General features: G+C 34.1%; 22 protein-coding genes and 1 pseudogene. 19 read left to right on the top strand and 4 right to left on the bottom strand.

Annotated elements, in window-relative coordinates; all coding sequences use genetic code 11:
• The first annotated feature begins 40 nt into the window (after nucleotides 1-40).
• Entirely contained in the window at nucleotides 41-1,345 is a 1,305-nt protein-coding gene (gene der, locus E5167_RS03970) for a ribosome biogenesis GTPase Der (protein ID WP_136841287.1), read from the top strand.
• A gap of 92 nt (nucleotides 1,346-1,437) precedes the next feature.
• A complete protein-coding gene (locus E5167_RS03975; RefSeq protein ID WP_136841289.1) occupies nucleotides 1,438-4,230 on the top strand; it encodes a TonB-dependent receptor in 2,793 nt (930 codons plus the stop codon).
• A gap of 18 nt (nucleotides 4,231-4,248) precedes the next feature.
• On the opposite strand, the gene E5167_RS03980 is transcribed toward E5167_RS03975, so the two are convergent.
• Together E5167_RS03980 and E5167_RS03985 are read right to left on the bottom strand one after the other, a co-directional pair.
• Nucleotides 4,249-4,578 (bottom strand): MerR family transcriptional regulator, encoded by a 330-nt coding sequence (locus E5167_RS03980; RefSeq protein WP_136841291.1) that lies wholly within the window; start codon nucleotides 4,576-4,578, stop codon nucleotides 4,249-4,251.
• The gene (locus tag E5167_RS03985) at nucleotides 4,578-5,549 is read right to left on the bottom strand and encodes a M23 family metallopeptidase (RefSeq protein WP_136841292.1); all 972 of its coding nucleotides are present in this window, start codon (nucleotides 5,547-5,549) and stop codon (nucleotides 4,578-4,580) included. Before E5167_RS03985 ends, E5167_RS03980 begins: the two co-directional genes overlap by 1 nt.
• A gap of 107 nt (nucleotides 5,550-5,656) precedes the next feature.
• Here E5167_RS03985 and alaS point away from each other — a divergent pair, with 107 nt between their 5' ends.
• Both alaS and E5167_RS03995 read left to right on the top strand, forming a co-directional pair.
• Nucleotides 5,657-8,269, top strand: a complete 2,613-nt coding sequence (alaS, locus tag E5167_RS03990) for an alanine--tRNA ligase (RefSeq protein ID WP_136841294.1) — start codon at nucleotides 5,657-5,659, stop codon at nucleotides 8,267-8,269.
• 59 nt (nucleotides 8,270-8,328) lie between these two features.
• The gene (locus tag E5167_RS03995; RefSeq protein ID WP_136841296.1) at nucleotides 8,329-9,273 is read left to right on the top strand and encodes a GSCFA domain-containing protein; all 945 of its coding nucleotides are present in this window, start codon (nucleotides 8,329-8,331) and stop codon (nucleotides 9,271-9,273) included.
• A gap of 660 nt (nucleotides 9,274-9,933) precedes the next feature.
• Here the strand turns inward: E5167_RS03995 and E5167_RS15600 are convergent.
• Nucleotides 9,934-11,059: pseudogene (locus tag E5167_RS15600) on the bottom strand (pyridoxal phosphate-dependent aminotransferase).
• 50 nt (nucleotides 11,060-11,109) lie between these two features.
• Nucleotides 11,110-11,415, bottom strand: coding sequence for a rhodanese-like domain-containing protein (locus tag E5167_RS04005; protein WP_136841297.1), 306 nt, complete (start codon nucleotides 11,413-11,415; stop codon nucleotides 11,110-11,112).
• A gap of 107 nt (nucleotides 11,416-11,522) precedes the next feature.
• Between E5167_RS04005 and E5167_RS04010 the strand changes: the two genes are divergently transcribed.
• The 15 genes from E5167_RS04010 (at nucleotide 11,523) to E5167_RS04080 (ending at nucleotide 25,969) form a co-directional block, all read left to right on the top strand.
• Nucleotides 11,523-12,092 carry a TetR/AcrR family transcriptional regulator gene (locus E5167_RS04010; RefSeq protein ID WP_136841299.1) on the top strand — a complete coding sequence of 190 codons (570 nt, stop codon included), beginning with the start codon at nucleotides 11,523-11,525 and terminating at the stop codon, nucleotides 12,090-12,092.
• Nucleotides 12,093-12,158: 66 nt separating this feature from the next.
• Nucleotides 12,159-13,232: a 1,2-phenylacetyl-CoA epoxidase subunit PaaE gene (paaE, locus tag E5167_RS04015; protein ID WP_136841301.1), complete on the top strand. Its 1,074-nt coding sequence runs from the start codon at nucleotides 12,159-12,161 to the stop codon at nucleotides 13,230-13,232.
• A gap of 3 nt (nucleotides 13,233-13,235) precedes the next feature.
• Complete coding sequence (gene paaA, locus E5167_RS04020) at nucleotides 13,236-14,192, top strand: 1,2-phenylacetyl-CoA epoxidase subunit PaaA (protein ID WP_136841303.1); 957 nt, start codon at nucleotides 13,236-13,238, stop codon at nucleotides 14,190-14,192.
• Between the two features lie 2 nt (nucleotides 14,193-14,194).
• On the top strand, nucleotides 14,195-14,479 hold the full coding sequence (paaB, locus tag E5167_RS04025) for a 1,2-phenylacetyl-CoA epoxidase subunit PaaB (protein ID WP_136841305.1): 285 nt from the start codon (nucleotides 14,195-14,197) through the stop codon (nucleotides 14,477-14,479).
• 3 nt (nucleotides 14,480-14,482) lie between these two features.
• Nucleotides 14,483-15,235 carry a 1,2-phenylacetyl-CoA epoxidase subunit PaaC gene (gene paaC, locus E5167_RS04030; protein ID WP_136841306.1) on the top strand — a complete coding sequence of 251 codons (753 nt, stop codon included), beginning with the start codon at nucleotides 14,483-14,485 and terminating at the stop codon, nucleotides 15,233-15,235.
• 3 nt (nucleotides 15,236-15,238) lie between these two features.
• Nucleotides 15,239-15,748, top strand: coding sequence for a 1,2-phenylacetyl-CoA epoxidase subunit PaaD (paaD, locus tag E5167_RS04035; protein ID WP_239021940.1), 510 nt, complete (start codon nucleotides 15,239-15,241; stop codon nucleotides 15,746-15,748).
• A 134-nt stretch (nucleotides 15,749-15,882) separates the two neighbouring features.
• Nucleotides 15,883-16,668: an enoyl-CoA hydratase-related protein gene (locus E5167_RS04040; protein WP_136841307.1), complete on the top strand. Its 786-nt coding sequence runs from the start codon at nucleotides 15,883-15,885 to the stop codon at nucleotides 16,666-16,668.
• Nucleotides 16,669-16,707: 39 nt separating this feature from the next.
• The gene (locus E5167_RS04045; protein ID WP_136841309.1) at nucleotides 16,708-17,643 is read left to right on the top strand and encodes a pyridoxal-phosphate dependent enzyme; all 936 of its coding nucleotides are present in this window, start codon (nucleotides 16,708-16,710) and stop codon (nucleotides 17,641-17,643) included.
• Nucleotides 17,644-17,693: 50 nt separating this feature from the next.
• Nucleotides 17,694-18,866: a 3-hydroxyacyl-CoA dehydrogenase NAD-binding domain-containing protein gene (locus E5167_RS04050; protein ID WP_136841310.1), complete on the top strand. Its 1,173-nt coding sequence runs from the start codon at nucleotides 17,694-17,696 to the stop codon at nucleotides 18,864-18,866.
• Nucleotides 18,867-18,960: 94 nt separating this feature from the next.
• Nucleotides 18,961-19,371 (top strand): PaaI family thioesterase, encoded by a 411-nt coding sequence (locus tag E5167_RS04055; protein ID WP_136841312.1) that lies wholly within the window; start codon nucleotides 18,961-18,963, stop codon nucleotides 19,369-19,371.
• 66 nt (nucleotides 19,372-19,437) lie between these two features.
• A complete protein-coding gene (gene pcaF, locus E5167_RS04060) occupies nucleotides 19,438-20,652 on the top strand; it encodes a 3-oxoadipyl-CoA thiolase (RefSeq protein WP_136841314.1) in 1,215 nt (404 codons plus the stop codon).
• Between the two features lie 43 nt (nucleotides 20,653-20,695).
• Nucleotides 20,696-23,191, top strand: coding sequence for a phenylacetic acid degradation bifunctional protein PaaZ (paaZ, locus tag E5167_RS04065; protein WP_136841316.1), 2,496 nt, complete (start codon nucleotides 20,696-20,698; stop codon nucleotides 23,189-23,191).
• 27 nt (nucleotides 23,192-23,218) lie between these two features.
• Nucleotides 23,219-23,971: an enoyl-CoA hydratase/isomerase family protein gene (locus E5167_RS04070; protein ID WP_136841317.1), complete on the top strand. Its 753-nt coding sequence runs from the start codon at nucleotides 23,219-23,221 to the stop codon at nucleotides 23,969-23,971.
• An 85-nt stretch (nucleotides 23,972-24,056) separates the two neighbouring features.
• On the top strand, nucleotides 24,057-24,653 hold the full coding sequence (locus E5167_RS04075; RefSeq protein WP_136841881.1) for an acyltransferase: 597 nt from the start codon (nucleotides 24,057-24,059) through the stop codon (nucleotides 24,651-24,653).
• Between the two features lie 32 nt (nucleotides 24,654-24,685).
• Nucleotides 24,686-25,969 carry a dihydrolipoamide acetyltransferase family protein gene (locus tag E5167_RS04080; protein ID WP_136841319.1) on the top strand — a complete coding sequence of 428 codons (1,284 nt, stop codon included), beginning with the start codon at nucleotides 24,686-24,688 and terminating at the stop codon, nucleotides 25,967-25,969.
• The last annotated feature ends 60 nt before the right edge of the window (nucleotides 25,970-26,029 follow it).

Consider the following 26,029-nt stretch of genomic DNA (forward strand, 5'->3'; position numbering starts at 1 on the left):
TTAAATAAGGAAACACTACCTTTGCACAATATTTTAAAATATGGGAAATATAGTTGCAATTGTAGGACGTCCAAATGTTGGGAAGTCAACTTTCTTTAATCGTTTAATACAACGACGAGAAGCTATTGTTGATGCAGTAAGTGGCGTGACAAGAGATAGGCATTATGGTAAAAGTGACTGGAATGGAAAAGAGTTTTCATTAATAGACACAGGTGGCTATGTAAAAGGTAGTGACGATATTTTTGAAGCAGAAATCGATAAACAAGTTGAGTTAGCAATTGATGAAGCCGATGCTATCATTTTTATGGTAGATGTAGAGTCTGGTGTTACAGGAATGGACGAAGATGTTGCAACCTTGTTACGAAAAGTTGAAAAACCAGTTTTTTTAGTGGTAAATAAAGTTGATAATGCTAAACGAGCTGAAGATGCAGTAGAGTTTTATTCGTTAGGTCTTGGGGATTATTTTACTATAGCAAGTATTAATGGTAGTGGTACAGGAGATTTATTAGATGCTTTAGTAGAAGCTTTGCCAGAGCAAGAAGAAGTACAAGAAAACGAATTGCCGCGTTTTGCCGTTGTTGGTCGCCCTAATGCTGGAAAGTCATCATTCATTAATGCCTTAATTGGTGAAGATAGATACATTGTAACAGATATTGCAGGAACCACAAGAGATTCAATCGATACTAAATACAACCGATTTGGATTTGAGTTTAATCTAGTTGATACCGCTGGAATTAGAAAAAAATCTAAAGTAAAAGAAGATTTAGAATTCTACTCGGTTATGCGAAGTGTTAGAGCTATTGAACATGCAGATGTTTGTTTATTAGTTTTTGATGCCACAAGAGGTTTTGATGGTCAAGTGCAAAATATTTTTTGGTTAGCAGAGCGTAACAGAAAAGGAATCGTAATATTAGTTAATAAATGGGATTTAGTTGAAAAAGATAACAAAACCACTAAAGATTTTGAGAAATACATTCGTCAACAAATAGAGCCATTTACCGATGTGCCAATCGTGTTTATTTCGGCCTTAACAAAACAACGTATTTATAAAGCTATAGAAACGGCTGTTGAGGTTTATAAAAACAGAACTAAACGCATTAAAACTAGTGTGTTAAATGATGTGTTATTGCCAATAATAGAGAACTATCCTCCACCAGCTTATAAAGGCAAATTTGTAAAAATCAAGTATATAATGCAGTTGCCTACACCACAACCACAATTTGCATTTTTCTGTAATTTACCACAATACGTAAAAGAGCCTTACAAGCGTTTTCTTGAAAATAAGTTAAGAGAACATTTTGATTTTCACGGAGTTCCTGTAAGTGTATATATGCGTAAGAAATAAACTTTAAGATAAAATTATAGTTTCTTTAAGAAAATTCATACGTTAATTAATATACTTTAGTTTGATAAAACCAATTACCAACTTTATTACTCATGAAGCAATTATTTTTTGTACTAGCCATTTTTTGCGCTTTTACATCTTATTCACAATCTATAGAGTTTAAAATCTCTGGGGCTGTTGTTACAGAATCCGAAAACACACCTTTAGAATCCGCAACAGTTTATTTAGAGAGAATTAAAGACAGTACCTTAGTAACTTATACTATTAGTGATAAGAATGGTAAATTTACATTAGAAGGAAAAGCTTTCGATAAAAATATTAATCTACTTATTTCTTATGTTGGCTATCAAACACATAAGCAAGCTGTTGTATTAGGTAAAGATGAAATAAATTTAGAAACAATAAAATTACAGACAGACTCCAATGCGTTAGATGAAGTCGTAATTACCTCTCGTGCACCTATTACTGTTAAAAAGGATACTTTAGAGTTTAATGTAAATTCTTTTAAAACAAAAAAGGATGCTAATGTTGAAGATTTATTAAAGCAACTACCTGGAGTTGAAGTTGACGAAGCTGGAAAGATTACAGTAAATGGTAAAGAAGTAAATAAAATTTTAGTTAATGGTAAACCTTTTTTTGGTAACGACCCAACAATTACCACACGAAATTTAACCAAAGAACTTATAAGCAAAGTTCAAATCACAGATACTAAATCAAAAGCACAAGCATTTACTGGAGAAGAAGCTGATGGTGAAAACAAAACCATTAACCTAACCATTAAAGAAGATAAAAACAAGGGTGTTTTTGGTAGAGTATCTGGCGGAGCAGGAACTGATAAACGTTATGAATTTGCTGGTATGCTTAATGTGTTTGATAACGAGCAGCGTATCAGCGCATTGGCAGGAGGTAATAATACTAATTCGCCAGGGTTTAGTTTTGGCGAAATTTACAGAATGTTTGGTAGCGGAGGCAACGTTTCTTTTAATAGCGGAGGAAGTTTTAACATTGGTGGTCGTGGCTTTGGTGGAGGTCAAGGCATTACTACATCACAAAATTATGGTATCAATTATGCTGATGAGGTTAGCGATAAGTTAGACATATCTGCCGATTATTTTTATTCTGGGAGTAATTCGGAAAATGAAACGACTACCGACAGAGAAAACATCCTACCAGATAGAAGATATTTTACAAGCTCCAACTCAAGATCTTATAATGAAGGGAACAGTCATAGTGCTAATTTAGAGTTTGAAATTGAAGTTGATTCTACTTTAAGAATAGATATAGAACCGTCTTTTAATGCTACTAGAAACAAAAGGGAGTTTTCACAAGATGAATCCTCGCATGATGAGGCTAATGTATTAATAAACGAGTCTAGCTCTTCATCATTTATAGAAACGGTTGGGAAAGATTTTAGTAATGAACTCGATATAACAAAAAAGTTTGGTAGTAATGGTGCTTTTTTAAGATTGAGTTTAGATAACGATTATAATACTACCGAAACAGATGATTATTTAAATTCTGTTTTAAATACATATGGCACAAACCCATCGGAGACCATAAGAAATCAATTTGCTGAAGGCGATAGAACCACAACAGGACTTTCGGCAAGTGTTAACTATAGGTTGCCGTTAAGAGGTAAAGAATGGTATGCTGATATTGGATATAGAATAAATAACAATAAACGCGAAAACAAAATAAGTACTTACGATTTTGATGATATAGATCAAGATTACACCATTTTAAATACTGCTTTAAGTACTGATTTTGAATATAAAGACAATGCAAACACACCTTCTGTAAGAGTTAGCCACAGAAAGGATAAGCTATTTACAAGCTTAGAGGCACGTTATGTTTTTAGAAAGCTAGAGAATGAAGATTTTTTAAGACCAAGTCTTCCAAAATTGTCACGTGATTTTGAAGCTTTAGAAATTCGTTCTAATTTTCGATATCGATTTAGCAGAAAATCGTCTGTGCATTTTGGATATAATTTGAGTAATAATCCACCAAATTTAACACAGTTACAGCCATTCGAGGATGTATCAGATCCTTTGAATAAGGTAGAGGGTAACCCAGAATTAGAACCTACAAATAATCATCGCGTATATGCAAGCTTTAATTCTTTTGATTTTCAAAAGGGAACAGGGGTCTTTGGAAACATAAGTGCTAATTTTAGAAATAACGAAGTAGTTTCTAAAACAACTATCGATGATAACTTTGTAAGAAGTACAACCTTTGCAAATGTTAATGGAGGTTATAATCTTAATTCTAGAGTAAGTTATAGTAAATCTGTAAAAATTGATACTGTTAAAACGTTTAAGTACAGAGTAGCTTTATCAGCAAACACGAATAAAAATATTAACTTCAATAACGGTGAGCAGTATGCTTCAAAAATTAACGCATTAACACCATCATTAGAGCTTACTTTCGATTGGAAGAACGTTATGCAATTTATACCAAGCTATAACTTGTCATTTACAAGAAGAAAGTTTGATTTAGTAGCGTTTGATGATGAAGATTTTCTTCAGCACTCCATTGGAATACGTACAGCAACTATGGTTCCCAAAAAGCTAGAGTGGCGAAACGATATTAGGTATAATTACAATCCTAATGTAGCTCCTGGTTTTCAAAAAAGTGCATGGTTTTGGAATGCTACCTTGGCATATTCAATATTAAAAGACCAAGGAGCCATTACTTTAAAGGCATACGATTTGTTAAATCAAAATACCAATGCGCGTCGTATAGCAACAGCCAACTATATACAAGATTCACAAAGTACAGTATTAAAACGCTATTTTATGTTAAGCTTTAGTTGGAAATTTAATAGCATGGGACCACAAGCTAAACAAGGAGGTCGCAGAGGAAGTTTTAGAATGATGATGCACTAAACATAAACACTAAAAATGTTATAGATTGTTTTTTAATTTGATAAGCTGGCTTTTTATAGCTTCTAATTTGTTGATAATCTCAAAATTATTTAAAGACTGCTTTTTTTCTTCTTTTAAGTGAATTTTGGCGCCTTCAAGAGTGAAACCACGTTCCTTAACTAAGTGATAAATAAACTTAAGGTTTTTAATGTCTTCAGGTGTGAATTTCCTATTGCCTTTCGCATTTTTTTTAGGCTTTAGAATATCGAATTCTTTTTCCCAAAAACGAATTAGTGAGGTGTTAACACCAAAAGCCTTGGCGACTTCGCCAATACCATAATATCGTTTTTCTGGTAGCTCTATATGCATTAGTCGAGAGATTGATTTTCTAGAGATGCTTTTGCTAATAACTCACTAAATTCTTTTGCCGATAAATTACCATAATAGAAATTTATTGGATTTATTCTCACTCCATCCTTAAAAATTTCGTAATGTAAATGTGGTGCTTCCGAGCGTCCAGTACTACCAACAAAACCAATAAGGTCGCCACGCTTCACTTTTTGATTTCTCTTAACGTTGTACTTGTAAAGATGTGCATATAAACTTTCATAACCAAAGCCATGGTCAATTCTAATATGTTTGCCATATCCTGTGGCTCCAGCATCAGCACGTATAATTACACCATCACCTGAAGCATAAATAGGTGTGCCTCTTGGTGCTGTGAAATCCATTCCATAATGAAATTTTCTAACCTTAGTAAAAGGATCGGTTCTATAGCCATAACCCGAAGCCATTCTGGTTAATTCTTCATTATTTACAGGTTGAATAGCAGGAATTGTAGCTAAAAACTTTTCTTTATCCTCTGCTAAAACAGCAATTTCATCTAAAGATTTTGATTGTACTACAATTTGTTTTTGAATAATATCTAATCGTTTATTGGCTTCAATTATTAGTTTAGAATTGTCAAAACCTTCAAATTGTTTATATCTATTAATTCCACCAAAACCTTGTCGCCTTTGTTCATTTGGTATTGGGTTGGCTTCAAAATAAAGTCTATAAATGGCATTGTCGCGCTCTTCAACATTAGCTAAAACAGATTCAGCTTCATCCATTTTCTTGTTCAATAATTCGTACTGTAACTGCATGTTTTGAAGCTCCCTTGCAAGTGCTTTTTCTTTAGGCGATTCAAAATAATAGCTAGCAAAAAACACAAACATAAAACCAAAAAGCGCAGAAGCTAACAAGAACATAAAAACGTACTTAACAGTAGTACGTTTTTTTCGTACTACTTTCCTATAGGAAAGCGTTTCAGAATCGTAATAATATTTTACTTTAGACATATCTTAAAATATTCTATTTTTGCAGGATTAAATAGAACGAACAACAAATATAAAAATTGTTTCATAGTTACAGCAATTTACATAGAACAGGTTATTAACAACTAGATATGAAGTCTCAAGACATACGCCAGAAATTTTTAGATTTTTTTGAAAGCAAAAAACATAGTATCGTGCCTTCTGCACCAATGGTTGTAAAAAACGATCCTACGCTTATGTTTGTTAACTCTGGAATGGCGCCTTTTAAAGAATATTTTTTAGGAAATGCACAACCAAAAAATAACCGAATAGCTGATACGCAAAAATGTTTGCGAGTTTCTGGGAAACATAATGATTTAGAAGAAGTGGGTTACGATACCTATCATCACACACTTTTTGAAATGCTTGGAAACTGGAGTTTTGGAGATTATTTTAAAAAAGAAGCTATTGCTTGGGCTTGGGAGCTTTTAACAGAAGTTTATGGTGTTAACAAAGATATTCTATATGTAACCGTTTTCGAAGGCAATGATGAAGATGGCATTCCAATGGATCAAGAAGCATATAATTTTTGGAAAGAAATTATTCCAGAAGATCGCATCTTAATGGGAAATAAGAAAGATAATTTCTGGGAAATGGGAGAACAAGGTCCTTGTGGTCCTTGTAGCGAAATACATGTAGATATTCGTACGGATGAAGAAAAAGCAAAGGTAGAAGGGAAGTCTTTAGTAAATATGGACCATCCCCAAGTTGTGGAGATTTGGAACTTGGTATTTATGCAGTATAACCGAAAAGCTAACGGATCTCTTGAAAACTTACCTGCAAAACATATCGATACAGGAATGGGATTTGAACGCTTGTGTATGGTATTACAAGATGTAAAATCTAATTACGATACAGATGTATTTACACCTATAATTCGTGAAATTGAAACCATTACAGATAAAAACTACGGAAAAAATAATGAAGTAGATATAGCAATTCGTGTTATTTCAGATCATGTTCGCGCAGTAGCTTTTTCTATTGCAGATGGTCAATTACCTAGTAATACTGGAGCAGGTTATGTAATAAGACGCATTTTACGACGTGCAGTACGTTACGGATTTACATTTTTAAATAAAAAAGAACCATTTATTTACAGATTAGTTGATGTGTTAAGTAAAAAAATGGGAAAAGCATTTCCAGAATTAAAATCTCAAAAGCAACTTATCGAAAATGTGATAAAGGAAGAAGAAGCATCGTTTTTAAGAACATTAGATCAGGGCTTAGTATTATTGAACGGAATTGTTGAGCAAACTAAAGGTGATACAGTTTCAGGCGAAAAAGCTTTTGAATTGTATGATACTTATGGTTTTCCAATAGACTTAACAGCTCTAATTCTTTCTGAAAAGGGATTGAAATTGGATGAAGAAGGGTTTAACGCAGAACTACAAAAACAAAAAAATAGATCACGTGCTGCTAGCGAGATGTCAACAGACGATTGGACGATTCTAGTAGATGATGCTGAGCAGGAATTTATAGGTTATGATGCCTTAGAAGCAAATGTGAAAATTACACGATACCGAAAAGTGACCTCTAAAAAAGATGGCGACATGTATCAGCTGGTCTTCAATTTAACACCTTTTTATGCTGAAGGAGGAGGTCAAGTAGGTGATAAAGGCTATTTAAAAGATACACATGGAGACGTGGTTTATATTTTAGACACCAAAAAGGAAAACAATGTAATTATTCATTTTGCTAAAAACTTACCAGACCATTTAACTGAAACCTTTAAAGCTGTAGTCGATGCAAAACAACGCCAAAGAACTGAGGCTAATCATACTGCTACACACTTATTACACCAAGCTTTAAGAGAAGTTTTAGGAGATCATGTAGAGCAAAAAGGTAGTGCAGTGCATTCTAAGTATTTACGATTTGATTTTTCACATTTTTCTAAATTGACTACGGAGCAATTACGAGATGTTGAAAATTTTGTAAATGCACGTATAGATGGAAAATTACCTCTAGAGGAAAACAGAAATGTACCTATGGAACAAGCAATTGCAAATGGCGCAATGGCTTTATTTGGTGAAAAATATGGTGATACTGTTCGTACCATTCGCTTTGGACAATCAATGGAGTTGTGCGGTGGTACACATGTAAAAAACACAGCAGATATTTGGCATTTCAAAATTAGATCAGAAAGTGCTATTGCATCAGGGATTAGGCGTATTGAAGCTATTACAAGCGATGCAGTGAAAGACTTTTATTTTGATACAAACAGAGCTTATTTTGAAATTAGAGATTTGCTTAATAATGCTAAAGACCCTGTGAAAGCTGTTGCTGATTTAAAAGACGAGAACAACGAATTAAAAAAGCAAATTGAAACCTTATTAAAAGACAAGGCAAAAAACATAAAAGGTGATTTAAAAAATGAAATGACTGAGATTAATGGAATTCAATTTTTAGCGAAACAATTGGATTTAGATGCCTCAGGAATGAAAGATTTGTGTTTTGAATTAGGAAGCGAATACAATAACTTATTTTTGCTATTCGCTGCTGAAAATGATGGAAAAGCATTGTTGTCTTGCTATATCTCAAAAGAGCTAGTTGCTGAGAAAAACCTTAATGCTGGACAAGTAGTAAGAGAACTTGGTAAATACATTCAAGGAGGAGGAGGAGGGCAGCCTTTCTTTGCAACTGCAGGAGGGAAGAATCCTGATGGAATTAAAGAAGCTTTAGAAAAATCAGAAAATTATATTGAATAAAACTTTCATTCCGCACTGTCCTACTGAGTGCAGTCGAAGTGTGATGCAGAAAATCCACAATGAAGCTACAAACAACAATACCTCTAAAACCACAGCAACATAATCAAATAGATTATAACTCTAACGTGTTGTTATTGGGTTCGTGTTTTGTAGAAAATATTGGGAAAAAGTTAGATTATTTTAAGTTTCAAAATTTTCAAAATCCATTCGGTATTTTATTTCAGCCTTTAGCAATAGAAAGGCTAATCACTAATGCAATAAACGACAAAGAATATACTGAAAGCGATATCTTTTTTCATAACGAGCAATGGCACTGCTATGATGCACATTCTAAATTAAGTTCGTATTCAAAAGAAGAATTACAGGCTAGTTTAAATAAACAAATTAAGTTAACACATAATCAAGTAAACAAGTCAACGCACATTATTGTAACTTTAGGAACAGCTTGGGTGTATAGACATATTGAAACAGATGCTATCGTGGCTAATTGCCATAAAGTGCCACAAAAAAAATTCTTAAAAGAATTACTTTCCATTGTCAAAATTACAGAATCGTTACAATCAATTATCACACTTATCAGAAGTGTCAATAAGAAAGCATCTATTCTGTTTACATTATCTCCAGTACGTCACTTAAAAGATGGTTTTATTGAAAATACGCAAAGTAAAGCACATTTAATTGCGGCTATTCATCAAGTGGTTAAACCAAGAAATAACGTGCATTATTTTCCTTCGTATGAAATTATGATGGATGAGTTGCGCGATTATCGTTTTTATGCTGAAGATATGATACATCCAAACAATATGGCTGTAAATTATATTTGGGATAGATTTCAAGGAGTCTGGATTTCAAAAGATGCTTCAATAACTATGGAGGAAGTTGAATTTGTTCAAAAAGGCTTACAACATAAACCCTTCAATCCAAAATCTCAAGAGCATCTTAAGTTCCTAAAAAACTTAGAAGAGAAAAAGGCGCAGCTTTATATAAAGGGCATTGTCATATAAATTTTGGTTTATTTAATATAATTATCATTAGCTGAGACAGTTAAGTTGTTTAAATATATTTTGCACTATTTTTAAACACAATACCTCAAGACTCTTCATCTTTTTTAACTACTTCTTATCGAAAAAAATAAATTCAATTAATTAAAAGCTATATATTCGATATGCTATTAATCAATTTTTAAAAGGCGTCAGGGAGTTTTGTTTATACAAAATTTAACTGATGCTTTTTTTTGTGCTATGTAATTAGGATTTTTACTTAATCGAAAAAATAGGCGCAAGTTTTCAGTTAATCTAGTTTAATCTTACACTAGTCGAAAAACACTTTTTTGTTCCATTTTAAAAACTACATTTACACTGCTATTAATCAATATATTTGAAACGCTACTGAGGCTTGCTTGCAAGAAGATGTAGCGTTTCTTTTGTTTTAAAGAATAATATGTTGATTAGATAAAATCTGTAACCTCTTATTCGTTTTCTTACTGTTTTAGTGATTTAATCGAAAAAATATGCATATTATTTCCGTTCGTCTAGTATTCTATTAAAATAGTCGAAAAACATAACCATGTTGTGCTAATAAGGTTACATTTACACTGCTATTAATCAAATATTTGAAGCATTAGTTGACATTCGTTTACGAAAAGATCTAATGCTTCTTTTTGTTTAAGAATACACCGAAATAAGAGCATTGTTAAATGTGTTTACTTCTTCCAAAGTTCCAGTGCTTATTCTACACCAATCATAAAAAGGAGGAAATGCGCGACCAATCATAACACCTTTATCCAACATTTGTTTACCTAGGGTATTTATATGTCTTCCTGACTTAAAGAAGATAAAGTTTGTACTAGATTTTACATAAGGCAACTCCAAATGATCCAAGGTAGAATATATAAGTTGTTTTGCTTCTCTAGTTTTTTCTAAAGAAAATTTAAAAAACTCATCGTCTTTTAAAGCTTCTTTAGCACCTTCAATAGCATACACATTGCTCATGGCAACGACATTGCGTCTAATAGTTTGGGCTAATTCTGGTTTGGCTATTAAGTAGCCAATACGCATTCCAGCCATTCCGAAAACTTTAGAAAATGTTTTCGAAACCACAACGTTTTCACCTTTGTTTACCAAATCAACCATAGAAGGGTAATTAGGGTTGTCTATATATTCATAATAAGCCTCATCACTAAACACTATGGTTTTCTTGCTTACTGTGATGCAAAAAATCTACAAGCGCATCAGCTGGTAATAACGTTGAGGTTGGATTATTCGGATTACATAGAAACACCATTTTGGTTTTATTGGTAATCCGTTTTTCAATTTCTTGAAGATCATAACCCATATTCTTATCAACTGGAACCCAATTAATATTGGCTCCCCACATTTCGGCATATTGCATCATAGCCAAAAAAGTAGGCTTAGCTGCAATGATTTCACCTCCATTAATAGTAAATGTAATGCCTGCAATTTTTAATCCTTCAGTAGAGCCTCCAGTAATAATAATAGAATCCCTACTTACTCTATGTTTAATAGCTAGCATTTCTGCTAACTCATCAGCGTATTCGTATGGATATCTACAACCATCATTAAAAGCATTCTTTACAGCATTCCTAACACGTTGTGATGGGCCATAAGGATTTTCATTAGAACTTAATCTAATAGGGTTGCTAAGTTTACGAGGGTTGAATTTTAGTTTTTCTTCTTCTGTTAATGGTTTTAGTGATGTAAAACCATTTAAAAGTGTAAATCCACCAGCTAAAGCAGTAGTTCTTAGCCATTCTCTTCTATTAAGTTCCATTTGAATAAATATTGAAGGTTGCTAGCTAAGTTACTCATTTATAAGTTAGTTCACAAAATCTGACTCAACCTTTGCCAACCACCTCCATTAATAGCTTCGATACCGTTTCGGTTCAAAATGTTAGCTGCAGTTCCTGATCTCATACCACTTGCACAACAAGTAATAACAGGTTTATTAAGCTTTTTAATATTTGCTATATGATTATTAAGAGTTTGTAATGGTATATTCTTTGAATTTGGTATTGCACCTATAGAATATTCTGCGTTTGTTCTAACATCTAATACTATTGCGTCTTTCGACATAAATTCTTCAATCATCTTTCTTTTGTTTTTAAATAAAAAGTCAAAAATTCCCATGAGTAATATTTTTTGCAAATAACAGAATTTTTAAAAGACTAACATGTAACTTGTGTTACAGTTTTTCAGTATATTCCATCATAATTTATTTTACAAAATTATAACTTTTGAAGTACGACACACGTAAAGACCAAATCATTCAAACATCAGCAATATTATTCCAAAAAAAAGGATTTAGTGCTGTAACAATGCGCGACATTGCTAAAGCAATGGGAATTAAAGCTGCAAGCTTATACAACCATATTAAATCTAAACAAGAAATCCTTTCAGAGATTATAATTTCTCTAGCGGAACAATTTACCGAGCAAATGAAGATTATAAAAAACTCAAATGATAGCAGTATAGATAAATTGAAGCAAATTGTAGCTTTACATGTCAATATAACGTCTAAAAATCAATTTGAGATGTCATCTTTAAATAGTGATTGGATGCATCTGGAAGCAGAATTAGAGTATTACTTAAAACTTCGAAAAAATTATGAGAATGATTTTAGGAGTATTATAGAAAAGGGTATTCAAGATAATGAGCTAATTAATGGTAACCCTGAAGTAATGCTATTTTCAATGCTTTCTACCTTACGTTCACTTTATATTTGGTTGCCAAAAAAAGAAGACTTGGATATTGGAAAATTTACAACCGAATTAAGTTTGGTTCTCATTAACGGAATTAACAAATAGTTATCATTTTATTTTGTAAATTTGTAACTAAAACTAACAAGTGTTAGTTTAATATTTAATTACAATATGGCAGATTTTTATAATATAAAAGTTGCAGATATATACAAGGAAACAAAGGATACAGTTGTTATAACTTTTGATATTCCTGAAAGCTTAAAAGAAAAGTTTAAGTTTAAACAAGGTCAACATTTAACACTTCGAAAAGAAATTAATGGCGAGGATATTCGTCGCAATTATTCGTTGTACACAAGTCCAATAGATAATCAATGGAAAGTAGCAGTTAAAACCATTCGCAATGGTGTGTTTTCTAATTATGCTTTCAATGAATTAAAAAAAGGAGATGAACTTCAAGTAATGCCTCCACATGGCGAGTTTTATGTTGAAGTAAATAAACAGGCGTCAAATAATTATGTAGCATTTGCAGCAGGAAGTGGTATTACACCAATGCTCTCTATCATAAAAACACATTTACTATTAGAACCAAAAAGTACGTTCAAGTTATTCTACTTGAATCGAATGGTAAAATCAATTATCTTTAAGGAAGAGTTAGAGCAGCTTAAGAATCAGTTTTTTGGACGTTTTCAAGTATTTTATTTTTTAACCAAAGAAAAACGAGATATTCCATTTTTAAATGGTCGTTTTGATAAAGAAAAACTAGCAGTTTTAACAAAAACATTTATTGATATTCCAGATACTAATCATGTATTTATATGTGGGCCTCAGGATATGATTTTCTTGATTAGAGACGAATTACAAGCAGCTGGACTGGATAAGGAAAAAATTCATTATGAACTATTCTTTTCGGGAAGTTCAGAAGAAGAAAACAAGCACATTGCTGAAGTGCTTGATGAAAAAGCTGATGGTACTAAAGTAACCATCATTGATGGTGGTAAAGAATTCCATTTTGTAATGGATGACGATTTTGATAACATTCTAGATGGGGCACTCTCAGCTGGAGCAGATTTACCATTTGCTTGTAAGGGTGGTGTTTGTAGTACGTGTAAATGTAAAGTGTTGGAAGGTGAAGTAAAAATGAAAGTGAATTATGCACTTGAAGAAAAAGAAGTGGCACAGAACTTTGTATTGAGTTGTCAAGCAGTGCCTGTAACAGAAAAAGTAGTCGTAGATTTTGATGTATAAATTATGAGCGAAGCACAAATTAAAAGTTTAGAGGAAGAATTTGAAGCACGTATTGCACGTGACGAAAAAATTGAACCTAAAGATTGGATGCCTGAAAAGTATCGTAAAACACATATTAGACAAATGTCTCAGCATGCTCATTCCGAAATTGTTGGAATGCTACCAGAAGGAAATTGGATATCAAGAGCGCCATCATTACGTCGTAAAGTAGCTTTGTTAGCTAAAGTACAAGATGAAGGTGGTCATGGTTTATACCTATATAGCGCAACAGAAACATTAGGGATCACAAGAGATGAAATGTTTCAACAATTGCATTCTGGTAAAGCAAAATACTCAAGCATTTTTAATTATCCAGCAGTGACTTGGGCAGATATTGGAGCAATTGGTTGGTTGGTTGATGGTGCAGCTATTATAAATCAAGTAGCACTTTGCGGAACATCGTTTGGTCCTTATGCTAGAGCTATGGTTCGTATTTGTAAAGAAGAAAGTTTTCATCAACGTCAGGGTTACGAAATTACTTTAAAATTAGCTCAAGGAACACCAGAACAAAAGGCAATGGCACAAGATGCGTTAAATCGTTGGTGGTGGCCATCTTTAATGATGTTTGGACCAAAAGATGATGAATCACCTAATACAGCGCAATCAATGAAATGGAAGCTTAAACGAAAAACAAATGATGAGTTACGACAGCAGTTTGTGGATCAAACGGTGCCTCAAGCTGAGTTAATTGGATTAACAATTCCAGATCCAGAGTTAAAATGGAATGAAGAAAAACAAGGATACGATTTTGGAGAAATAGATTGGGATGAGTTTTGGCAAGTAGTAAAAGGCCATGGTCCTTGTAATAAAGAACGAATGAAAGCAAGAGTATCTGCTTGGGAAAATGGAGAATGGGTTCGTGATGCAGCAATTGTTTATGCTGAAAAACAACAAGATAAAAAATTAAATAAGGCAGTTTAGATATGAAAAAAGAATGGCCTCTTTGGGAAGTCTTCGTAAGAAGTAAAAACGGATTAGAACATCGTCATTTTGGAAGTCTTCATGCAGCAGATGCTGAAATGGCTTTGGAAAATGCACGTGATGTTTATACAAGAAGAAACGAAGGTGTAAGTATTTGGGTAGTCGAATCTAAAAATATAACGGCTTCAAATCCTGAGCATAATGCCGAATTATTCGAGCCAGCTCAAGATAAAGTATATCGTCACCCAACATTTTACGATTTACCAGACGAAATTAAACACATGTAAATTATGAATACTAATTTATATAATTACTTATTAGGGATTGCAGACAATAGTTTAATACTTGGACAGCGTCTAGGTGAGTTATGTGGTCATGGACCTTCATTGGAAACAGATATCGCTTTGACTAATATTTCTTTGGATTTATTTGGGCAAGTTAGAAGCTATTATCAATATGCTGCAAAAGTTGCTGGAGATAATCGCGATGAAGATACCATAGCAATGATGCGACCAGAACGAGAGTATGTTAGTGTATTATTAGTAGAGCAACCTAATACAGATTTTGGATATGTTATAGCACGTCAGTTTTTGTTTGATGTCTATCATTATATGTTCTTGACTGAGCTACAAAACAGTAAAGATGAAACATTAGCAGCAATTGCTAAAAAATCCATAAAAGAAGTGTCGTATCATGTACGTTTTTCTTCTGATTGGATTAAACGTCTAGGAGATGGAACAGAAGAAAGTCATGCTCGTATTCAAAATGCCATAAACGATCTTTGGACATATACAGATGAATTGTTCCATCAAACAGAAGCAGATAAAGAAATGATTAATGAAGGTGTTGGAGTTGACACATCTAAACTTAAAGAGCAATATTATAAGCATATATCTGAGGTGTTGAATGAAGCAACTCTAGAAGTTCCTGACTTAAAATATTTCCAAAAAGGAGGAAAACAGGGTGTGCATACAGAACATATGGGATATATTTTAACCGAATTACAATATATGCAAAGAGCATATCCAAATATGTCTTGGTAATAAATGAATAAGCTAATGATTGAACATGCTGACATTGATACCGAATTAATTCCTATTCTAGATAAAGTATCTGATCCAGAAATACCTGTGCTAACGATTTTAGATATGGGAGTGGTTCGTTATGCAAAGCTTGTTGATGATATAGTGTTGATTAAAATAACGCCAACATATAGTGGCTGTCCTGCCATGGATGTAATTGCTGATGATATTACAGCAGCCTTTCAAAAAGAAGGCTACAACGTAAATATTGATTTGGTATTAACCCCAGCTTGGACAACCGACTGGATTTCTGAAGAAGGCAGAAATGCATTGGAAGAATATGGTATTGCGCCACCTTTGGAAGCGGATGCTGACAAAGAAGCATTACTAGGAAATAAAAAAATAGTGAAGTGTACCAATTGTGGTTCACAAAACACAAAATTAGTAAGTCAATTTGGTTCAACAGCCTGTAAAGCATTGTTTCAATGTGAAGACTGTCATGAACCTTTTGATTATTTTAAATGTTTAAAATGACAACTTGTTGTCATTCTGAACTTGTTTCAGAATCTCATCAAGAGTTAAGATTAGAAACTGTATGTCAGTTCGAGTGAAATTCTTCAACAAAAGAATTTTGTATCGAGAACATATAAAAGAAAGTTAAATAAGGTATGAGCAACAATTCAATTCTATTAAAAATTGAAAACAAAATAGCATTTATAACACTCAACAGACCAGAAGTGTTTAATAGTTTCAACCGTGAAATGGCATTGACACTCCAAGACACCTTGGAGGTTTGTGAAAAAGATGATGAGGTGAGAGCAATTGTTTTAACTGGAAGTGGAAAAGCATTTTGTGCTGGGCAAGACTTAAAGGAAGTAACGTCACCAGAATTGAATCCTGGCTTTAAAAAAATCTTAGAAGAGCACTACAATCCAATCATTTTAAGAATTCGAAATATTGAAAAACCAATCATAGCAGCTGTTAATGGTGTTGCTGCTGGAGCTGGAGCCAATATAGCTTTGGCCTGCGATATAGTAGTGGCAAATCAAAAAGCACATTTCATACAAGCCTTTAGCCTTATAGGATTAATTCCAGATAGTGCTGGGACATTCTTTTTACCACGATTAATTGGATTTCAAAAAGCCACAGCCTTAGCTATGTTAGGAAACAAAATAAGTGCTGAAGAAGCTGAACGCTTAGGTATGATTTATAAGTTTGTTCCTTCCGAAGAGTTTGAAGAAACCACGCATAGAATTGCTCTGAAATTAGCCAATATGCCAACCAAGGCATTAGGGTTAATTAAGAAAACGTTTAATCAATCGTTGACTAATTCTTTAGAAGAGCAATTAGCACTAGAATCAAAACATCAAATTGAAGCTGCTGGAACTGAAGATTATGCAGAAGGAGTAGCAGCATTTATAGAAAAGAGAACGCCAAATTTTAAAGGAAAATAAATCAAATGTCACCCTGAGCGCAGTCAAAGGGTCTGTAAAATGAACAAAGAATTCCTCATACAAGTACACAACCGCGTGAAACCATACATTCACAAAACAGCTGTCTTATCGTCACAATTAATAAATGAGATAGCAGGATGTAATGTATTTTTTAAGTGCGAGAATTTTCAAAAAATGGGAGCTTTTAAAATGCGTGGAGCAGCAAATGCCATTTTAAATTTGTCTGAAGAAGACAGAAACAAAGGTGTCGTCACTCATTCCTCTGGTAATTTCGCTCAAGCTTTGTCATTGGCAGCAAATAAAATTGGTATTGAGGCTTACATAGTAATGCCTGAAAATGCACCTCAAGTAAAAAAGAATGCTGTAAAAGGTTATAAAGGGCATATTATTGAAAGTGAATCCACACCAATTGCACGTGAGCAAATGGCTGAAAAAGTAAAGCAAGAAACAGGAGCAACCTTTATTCATCCTTCAAATGACGATGATGTGATTCATGGTCAAGGAACTGCTACTATTGAATTATTGGAAGAGCGACCACAATTAGATTATATTTTTACTCCTGTTGGTGGTGGCGGACTCATTGCTGGAACTGCTTTAGCCGCAAAATACTTTTCTGATAAATGTAAAGTTATTGGAGGCGAACCAAAAAATGCTGATGATGCCTATCGTTCTATGAAAAGTGGTAAGATAGAATTTAATAAAACCACCAATACGATTGCAGATGGTTTACGCACGTTTTTAGGCGATAGAAATTTCCCAATTATCATGAATGATGTAGAGCGCATTATTTTGGTAGAAGAAGAAGAAATTATTGAAGCGATGAAATTGATTTGGGAACGCATGAAAATAATTATTGAGCCTTCAAGTGCAGTTGCATTTGCAGCACTATTAAAAGAAAAAGAACAGTTTAAAAATAAAGACGTCGGAATAATTATTTCTGGCGGAAATGTAGATGTAAGCAATCTACCATTTTAATTGAATGTCACCCTGAGCGCAGTCGAAGGGTCTCATCAAAATAAAAAAATATGAATGTAGGAATTATTGGTTCTGGAACAATGGGAAGTGGTATCGCACAAGTTGCTGCAACTTCTGGTTGTAAGGTGAAATTATACGATACAAATCAAGCGGCATTGGACAAAGCTAAAGTTGCATTAGATAAAATATTAAATAGACTGATTGAAAAAGGACGAATTGATGAAACCGAGAAAAGCAGAATTCAAAGTAATATTGAATATGTAGATAGTTTGAAAGACTTATCTGATGCTGACTTAACAATCGAAGCCATTGTTGAAAATCTTGACATTAAGAAAAAAGTATTTTCAGAATTAGAAACTTATGTGTCTAACGATTGTATCATTGCATCTAATACATCAAGTTTATCAATAGCATCCATTGCATCCTCATTGAAAAACCCAGAGCGATGCATTGGAATTCATTTTTTCAATCCAGCACCATTAATGAAATTAGTTGAGGTGATTCCAGCAATTCAAACATCGAAAGAAACGCTAGAGAAATCTGTTCAAATCATTTCAGATTGGAAGAAGGTTGTTGCTGTAGCTAAGGATACGCCTGGATTTATAGTCAATCGCGTGGCACGACCATTTTATGGAGAATCGTTGAGAATTTATGAAGAAGGGATTGCCGATTTTGCAACTATTGATTGGAGTTTGAAAACTTTAGGTGGATTCAGAATGGGACCATTTGAGTTGATGGATTTTATTGGAAACGATGTCAATTACACAGTCACTGAAACCGTATTTACTGCTTTCTATTTCGACCCAAGATATAAGCCAGCTTTTACACAAAAACGTTTTGCAGAGGCAGGCTATTTAGGTCGAAAATCAGGTAAAGGTTATTATTATTATGATGAAAATGGAAAGAAAATTGAAAACTCAGATGTCACTCTGAGCGCAGTCGAAGAGTCTCTAAAAGAACAAATTTTCAATAGAGTACTAGTCATGCTCATTAACGAAGCAGCAGACGCACTATTTTTAAATATTGCATCAGCGGAAGATATAGATAACGCAATGACTAAAGGAGTTAATTATCCAAAAGGATTATTGGCTTGGGCAGATGACAAAGGAATTGATTGGTGTGTGTCAACAATGGATGAGTTGTACGACGAATATCATGAAGATAGATATCGTTGCAGTCCATTATTACGTAAAATGAATAGAGAACAAAGAACGTTTTTTTAGCGTCAGTTCGAGTGCGAAGCGTATCGAGAACAAGCGAACACTTCTCGATACAATTTTTTATCAAAAACCACTCGAAGTGACAAATAATTAGAATATGAAAGGAGAACAAATTCCACATAAAATGTTGTCACAAGATGCATTCAGTCAATGGATAGGAATTGAGGTTTTAGAATGTGAAATAGGTCGTTGTAAAGTAGCAATGACAGTTAGGAAAGAAATGCTCAACAGTATGTATAAAGCACATGGTGCAATTAGTTACGCTTTGGCAGATACCGCTTTTGGTTTTGCGGCAAATACGCATGGTAAATATGCTGTGTCAATAGAAACGAGTATTAATCATATTGAAGCATTAAATGAAGGTGATTATTTGGTAGCAGAATCAGTAATAGAAAAAGTAAATAATAAATTAGGCTTTAATATAATTGAAGTCAAACGAGGCGATGAACTAGTAGCTCTTTTTAAAGGTGTTGTCTATCGCACTCAAAAAGAATGGACTGAAGAATAAAAATATTAACAAAATAATTCCTTCCCTTAAAAAGGGAAGGTGTCCGAAGAACGGAAGGGTTAAAATATGAAACAAGCATATATAATAGACGGAATTAGAACACCAATAGGAAATTATAAAGGAACATTATCTGCTGTTCGCACAGACGATTTAGCAGCATTAGTGATTAAAGAAGTTGTAAAACGAAATCCTAACATTCCAAAAGAAGCTTATGATGATGTTATCATGGGTTGTGCTAATCAAGCAGGAGAAGACAATCGTAACGTTGCGAGAATGGCATCTTTATTAGCAGGTTTGCCTTTTACAGTTCCAGGTGAAACAGTCAATCGCTTATGTAGTTCAGGTTTGTCTGCAATTATTCATGCCAATCGTGCAATTAAAGCGGGCGATGGAGATGTGTTTATAGCAGGAGGAGTAGAGAATATGACACGTGGTCCTTACGTAATTGCAAAACCATCGAGTGCATTTGGTAACGATTCTAAAATGTATGATTCCAGTTTTGGATGGCGATTTATCAATCCAAAAATGCAAAAAATGTATGGAACAGATGCTATGGGAAATACAGCTGAAAATTTGGTAGAGAAATATAACATCTCTCGTGAAGACCAAGATAAATTTGCCTATTGGAGCCAAATAAAGGCTTCGAAAGCACAAGAAAATGATCGTTTAGCTAAAGAAATTGTAAAGGTTGAAATTCCACAACGTAAAAAAGATCCAATCCTATTTTCAAAGGATGAGTTTGTAAAGCCTAATACTAGTTTGGAAGTTTTAGCAAAATTAAGAGGTGCTTTTAAAGCAGAAGGAGGAAGTGTCACAGCTGGAAATTCATCTGGATTGAATGATGGAGCAGCAGCAACAATCATTGCATCAGCAGATGCTGTAAAAAAATATAATCTAAAACCGTTAGCGCGAATTGTAAGTTCAGCTGTAGTTGGTGTTGAACCAAGAATAATGGGAATAGGTCCAGTAGAAGCCTCAAACAAAGCCTTAGCAAAAGTTGGCTTAACCATGAATGATATGGACATTATTGAATTGAACGAAGCTTTTGCTGCTCAAACTTTAGCTTGCACAAGAGCTTGGGGTTTAGCAGATGATGATCCTAGATTAAATCCAAATGGTGGATCCATTGCGATAGGTCATCCTCTAGGAGTTACAGGAACAAGAATAGCATATTCAGCAGCTTTAGAGCTTCATGAGCAACAAAAACAATATGCTTTAGTAACCATGTGTATTGGTGTAGGTCAAGGTTATGCTTGTATCATTGAAAATGTAAACTTATAATTAATGTCACCTCGAGCACAGTCGAGAGGTCTCAACTTTAAATATGAAAAAAATACAACATTACATTACAGGACAATGGTTAGAAGGAATAGATAAAGGGATTCCTGTATTCGATGCAATTACTGGAGAACTTATTGCAAATTCTGCTGTTGAAGGCCTAAACGTGGCTGATGCTCTACAATATGGTAGAGATAAAGGTGAAGCTTTGCGTAAAATGACCTTTCAGGAGCGCGGCAATATGATTAAAAAATTAGCATTGTACCTTACTAAAAAGAAAGATACCTTTTACGAGTTAAGTTATAGAACAGGAGCGACCAAAGTAGATAGTTGGATAGATATTGAAGGTGGTTTTGGAAACTTGTTTGCTAATGCATCCTTACGAAAATTATTTCCGAATCAGTCGTATCATGTAGAGGGTGATCCAATAGATTTATCTCGTGGTGGACGCTTTATGGCGCATCATATTATGGTGCCTAAAAAAGGAGTTGCTGTACATATTAACGCTTTCAATTTCCCAGTTTGGGGAATGTTAGAAAAATGTGCTGTTAATTGGATGGCTGGTGTTCCTGCTGTCGTATTACCTGCACCTTCATCGTCATATTTAGCGGAAGCTGTAGCTAGAGAAATCATCGTTTCAGGAATTTTACCAGAAGGCGCTTTACAAATTATCAACGGAACAGTTAAAACAATTTTAGATACAGTAGAGTCTCAAGATGTTGTAACATTTACTGGCTCAGCAGCAACAGGAAGATTATTAAAAGCGCATCCTAGAATCATTCAAGAGGCTGTGCCTTTTACTATGGAAGCCGATTCTTTAAATGCGTCTATTTTGGGTGAAGATGCCGTCCCTGGAACACCTGAATTCGATATTTTTATTAAAGAAGTTAGAAAAGAAATGACAGTCAAAGCAGGACAAAAGTGTACTGCGATTCGTCGTATCATTGTTCCTGAGAACTTGGTTGAAGATGTTCAGATTGAACTGGGTAAAGCACTTGATAAAGTTACTATTGGCGACCCAAGACTCAAAGAAGTTAGAATGGGTTCATTAATTAGTAAAGAACAAGTTGAGGAAGTTCGTAATAGTGTTTCTGATATTGCCAAAAAGGCTAAAATCGTCTATGGAAATCTCGATAAGATTGAAACTATTGGAGCAGATGCTGAAAAAGGAGCGTTTATCAGTCCTATTTTATTAAGAGAAGATCATCCATTTGATAATTTAGCGGTTCACGAACGTGAAGCCTTTGGTCCAGTAAGTACTATAATGCCTTATAAAACACTAGAAGAAGCTGTTGCCTTATCTCAAATGGGAAAAGGTTCTTTGGTGTCTTCAATCATTACGAATAACGATAACATTGCTAAAGAGTATGTTGTCAATGCAGCAAGTCATCATGGTCGTATTTTAGTTCTGAACAGAGAAAACGCTAAAGAGAGTACAGGTCATGGTTCGCCTTTGCCAAATTTGGTTCATGGTGGTCCTGGACGAGCTGGAGGTGGTGAAGAAATGGGTGGCATGCGAGGTGTAAAACACTATTTACAACGTACAGCTATTCAAGGAAGCCCGACAACCTTGACTGAAATCACAGGTATTTATCAGCCAGGAGGTGCTTATAAAGAAGCAGAACAACATCCTTTTAAATATCATTGGGAAGACATTCAACTTGGAATGTCAATGAAAACTCATAAGCGTACATTAACAGATTCAGATATAATAAATTTCTCAAATCTTACTTGGGATCACTTTTATGCACATACAGATATTACATCGTTAGATGGAAGTATATTTGAAAAACGAACTGCTCATGGCTATTTCATTCTAGCAGCTGCAGCTGGATTGTTTGTATATCCTAACAAAGGTCCTGTGTCTGCTAATTATGGATTGGAAGAATGTAGATTCCTTAGACCACTTTATCATAATGACACTATTTATGTGCGATTAACGTGTAAGCAGAAAATTGATAGAGATGTGAATGGCGCTGAACATCCAAGCGGAATTGTAAAGTGGTTTGCTGAGGTTTTTGATGCTGATGATGAATTAGTAGCTGTGGCAACTGTACTAACAATGGTTCAGAAGAAACAAGATGTTTTTGTGGAGATGACTGATGATAAAATCCAAGAATGTCTCTCAAAGTTAACTGAAGATGCGAAACCAAAATGGGGAATCATGACACCACAACATATGATAGAACATTTGGAATATACGTATAGAATTGCTTCTGGAGAGATTCAAGATTTTGAGGTGTCAACTCCAGAGAAAATTCTAGAAAAGGTACATGCAAGCTTATATAATTATGATAAGTTCCCTCATAATACAAACTTCCCATTATTAGAAAAGGATACATTAGAAAAGTTAAGATATGATAACTTGGAAAAGGCAAAGCTAAGGTTTACTGAGGCAAGAGAGGCTTATAAAACTTTTTTTAAAGAGAACCCAGAAGCTGTATTAAAAAATATGGTTTTTGGAGATATGAATAGATACGAATGGTATTTATTAGAAAGAAAACATTTGAACCATCACTTTGAACAGTTCGGATTAATTTAATATAGAATAATAAAGATTAGATAAAATATGAACGAACCATACGTAAAACAACATATAAAAAACGGAGTAGGATACATTGAATTTTTTCATCCTTCACATAACTCCTTGCCTTCAAGCCTATTGGCAGAATTAGCTAGGACTATAAAAACAGCTGGAGAAGACAGTAACATCAAGGTTATTGTTTTAAAAAGTGGAGGAGACAGAACTTTTTGTGCTGGTGCAAGTTTTGAAGAATTAGTAGCTATTAATGATGAAGATACCGGAAAAGAGTTTTTCTCAGGTTTTGCTAATGTGATTAACGCTATGCGAAAATGCTCAAAGTTTATAGTTGGACGCATTCAAGGTAAAACTGTTGGAGGAGGAGTAGGTTTAGCTTCTGCTACTGACTATTGTATGGCAACAAAGTTTGCTGCTATAAAATTAAGTGAATTAAATGTTGGCATTGGTCCCTTTGTAGTTGGTCCAGCTGTGCAACGAAAGTTAGGGTTAAGTGCAATGTCACAAATTGCTATTGATGCAAATAGTTTTTACTCAGCGCATTGGGCGAAAGAAAAAGGATTATATACACAAGTATTTGAAACTACTGATGAATTGGACGAAGCAGTAACAATTTTTGCTGAAAACCTTTGCAATTATAACCCAAAAGCTATGAGTGATATGAAAACTATGTTTTGGCGAGGCACTGAAGATTGGGGTCAATTGCTAATTCAACGTGCAAAGATTAGTGGCCGATTAGTATTAAGTGATTTTACTAAAGAAACATTGAAAAAATATAAATGAAAGTGTTATTCCGAACGGAGTGAAGGAATCTGTTGAATGAGATTGCCACGTCATTTCATTCCTCGCAATGACAGAAAGAAAAAAAATGATTTACGAATTTAAAGGATATATCCCAGTAGTTCACAAAAGTAGTTTCGTGCATCCTTTGGCTGCCGTTACTGGCAATGTCATTATTGGCAAAAACTGTTACATAGGTCCTGGAGCTGCCATTCGTGGAGATTGGGGACAAATCATTATAGAAGATGGAGTGAACGTACAAGAAAATTGCACTGTACATATGTTTCCTGGTAAGTCTATCACACTTAAAGAAAGTGCTCATATAGGTCATGGAGCCATTATTCATGGAGCTAATATTGGTAGAAATGTTTTGGTAGGAATGAATACTGTGATTATGGATGATGCCGTAATTGGTGACGAATGTATTGTTGGAGCCATGGCATTTGTTAAAGCAGAAACCATTATTCCGAAGCGAAGTTTAGTGGTTGGAAATCCAGCAAAAGTTGTAAAGCAAGTGACAGACGAAATGATTGACTGGAAAACCAAAGGCACAACATTGTATCAGCAATTACCACAGGAATGTCATGAAAGTCTAAAAGAAGTTGAGCCCTTACGTGAAGTTCCTGAGAACATGAAAATACAAGAAGGTGTTTATGACACTCTTAGAGATTTCATGAAGAAATAAGTTTTAAAAACTAACAAACATTAGTTCATATAATGTCAAGATTTGAATTTAAAATGCCCAAACTGGGAGAAAGTATCACCGAAGCAGCCATTATAACTTGGTTCAAAAATGTTGGTGATGCCATTGAACAAGATGAAATGCTTTTAGAGGTCGCTACAGATAAAGTTGATTCTGAAGTACCTTCAACAGTGTCAGGTGTAGTTGAAGAAATTTTATTCAAAGCTAATGAGGTTATAAAAATAGGTGATACCATTGCTATCATTAAAACAGATGGAAAAGCAATACAGCCTAAAATAACTGATAAGAAAGTAGAATCAAAAGTTGAGAAACAGGTAGCTAAATCTGCAGCTAAGAAACCAAAACAATTAGTAGCTGCAACACAAAACAACAATACCTTCTTTTCGCCATTAATTATTTCAATAGCCAAAGAACATCATATTAGTTTTGAAGAATTGGCGCGAATTCCAGCAACTGGAAACGATGGGCGTTTACGAAAAAGCGATGTCTTTCAATATATAAAAGATGGTCGACCATATAAATTTGTGCAACCAAGTGTAGCACAAGACCTAACGGCGTATCGTATTCCTCAACTTAACTTAGATAAAGGCACAGGAAAGATTGTGAAAATGGATAGGATGCGCCAAATGATTGCGGACAGAATGGTGTATTCAAAACACACATCACCTCACGTAACGGCTTATGTTGAAGGCGATTTAACAGATTTGGTTCAATGGCGAAATGCAAATAAAACAGCCTTCCAGGAAAAGTATAATTGTAAGTTAACGTTCACACCATTATTTGTTGAGGCTGTTGCAAAAGCAGTTAAAGATTTTCCAATGATTAATGTATCTGTTGATGGTGAAAATATCATTGTGAAAGAACATATCAATATAGGAATGGCTACAGCATTACCAAGCGGAAATTTAATTGTTCCAGTGGTTAAAGATGCTGACAAAAAAAGTTTAAAAGATCTGGCAGCTAATGTTAATAAATTATCAGCAAAAGCAAGGGATAATAAGTTAGATCCAGAAGATATTAAAGGAAGTACATTCACTATTTCAAATGTTGGAACCTTTGGTAGCGTTATGGGAACACCTATAATAAATCAACCAGAAGTGGCCATTTTAGCGATGGGAATTATTAAAAAGCGACCAGAAGTTATAGAAACCGAAAAAGGTGACGAAATAGCTATTAGAAGCATGATGTATTTGTCCTTGTCGTTTGACCATAGAGTGGTCGATGGTTATTTAGGAGGAAGTTTTGTACGTCGTGTAGCCGATTATTTAGAACAATTTGATATAAACAGAAAAATATAGTAATTGTCACTTCGAGTGATTTGTGAAGTATGAACAAATTGTATCGAGAAGCCATTTAAA

The sequence above is a fragment of the Pontimicrobium aquaticum genome (genome assembly GCF_005047595.1).
Taxonomy (GTDB): Bacteria; Bacteroidota; Bacteroidia; order Flavobacteriales; family Flavobacteriaceae; genus Pontimicrobium; species Pontimicrobium aquaticum.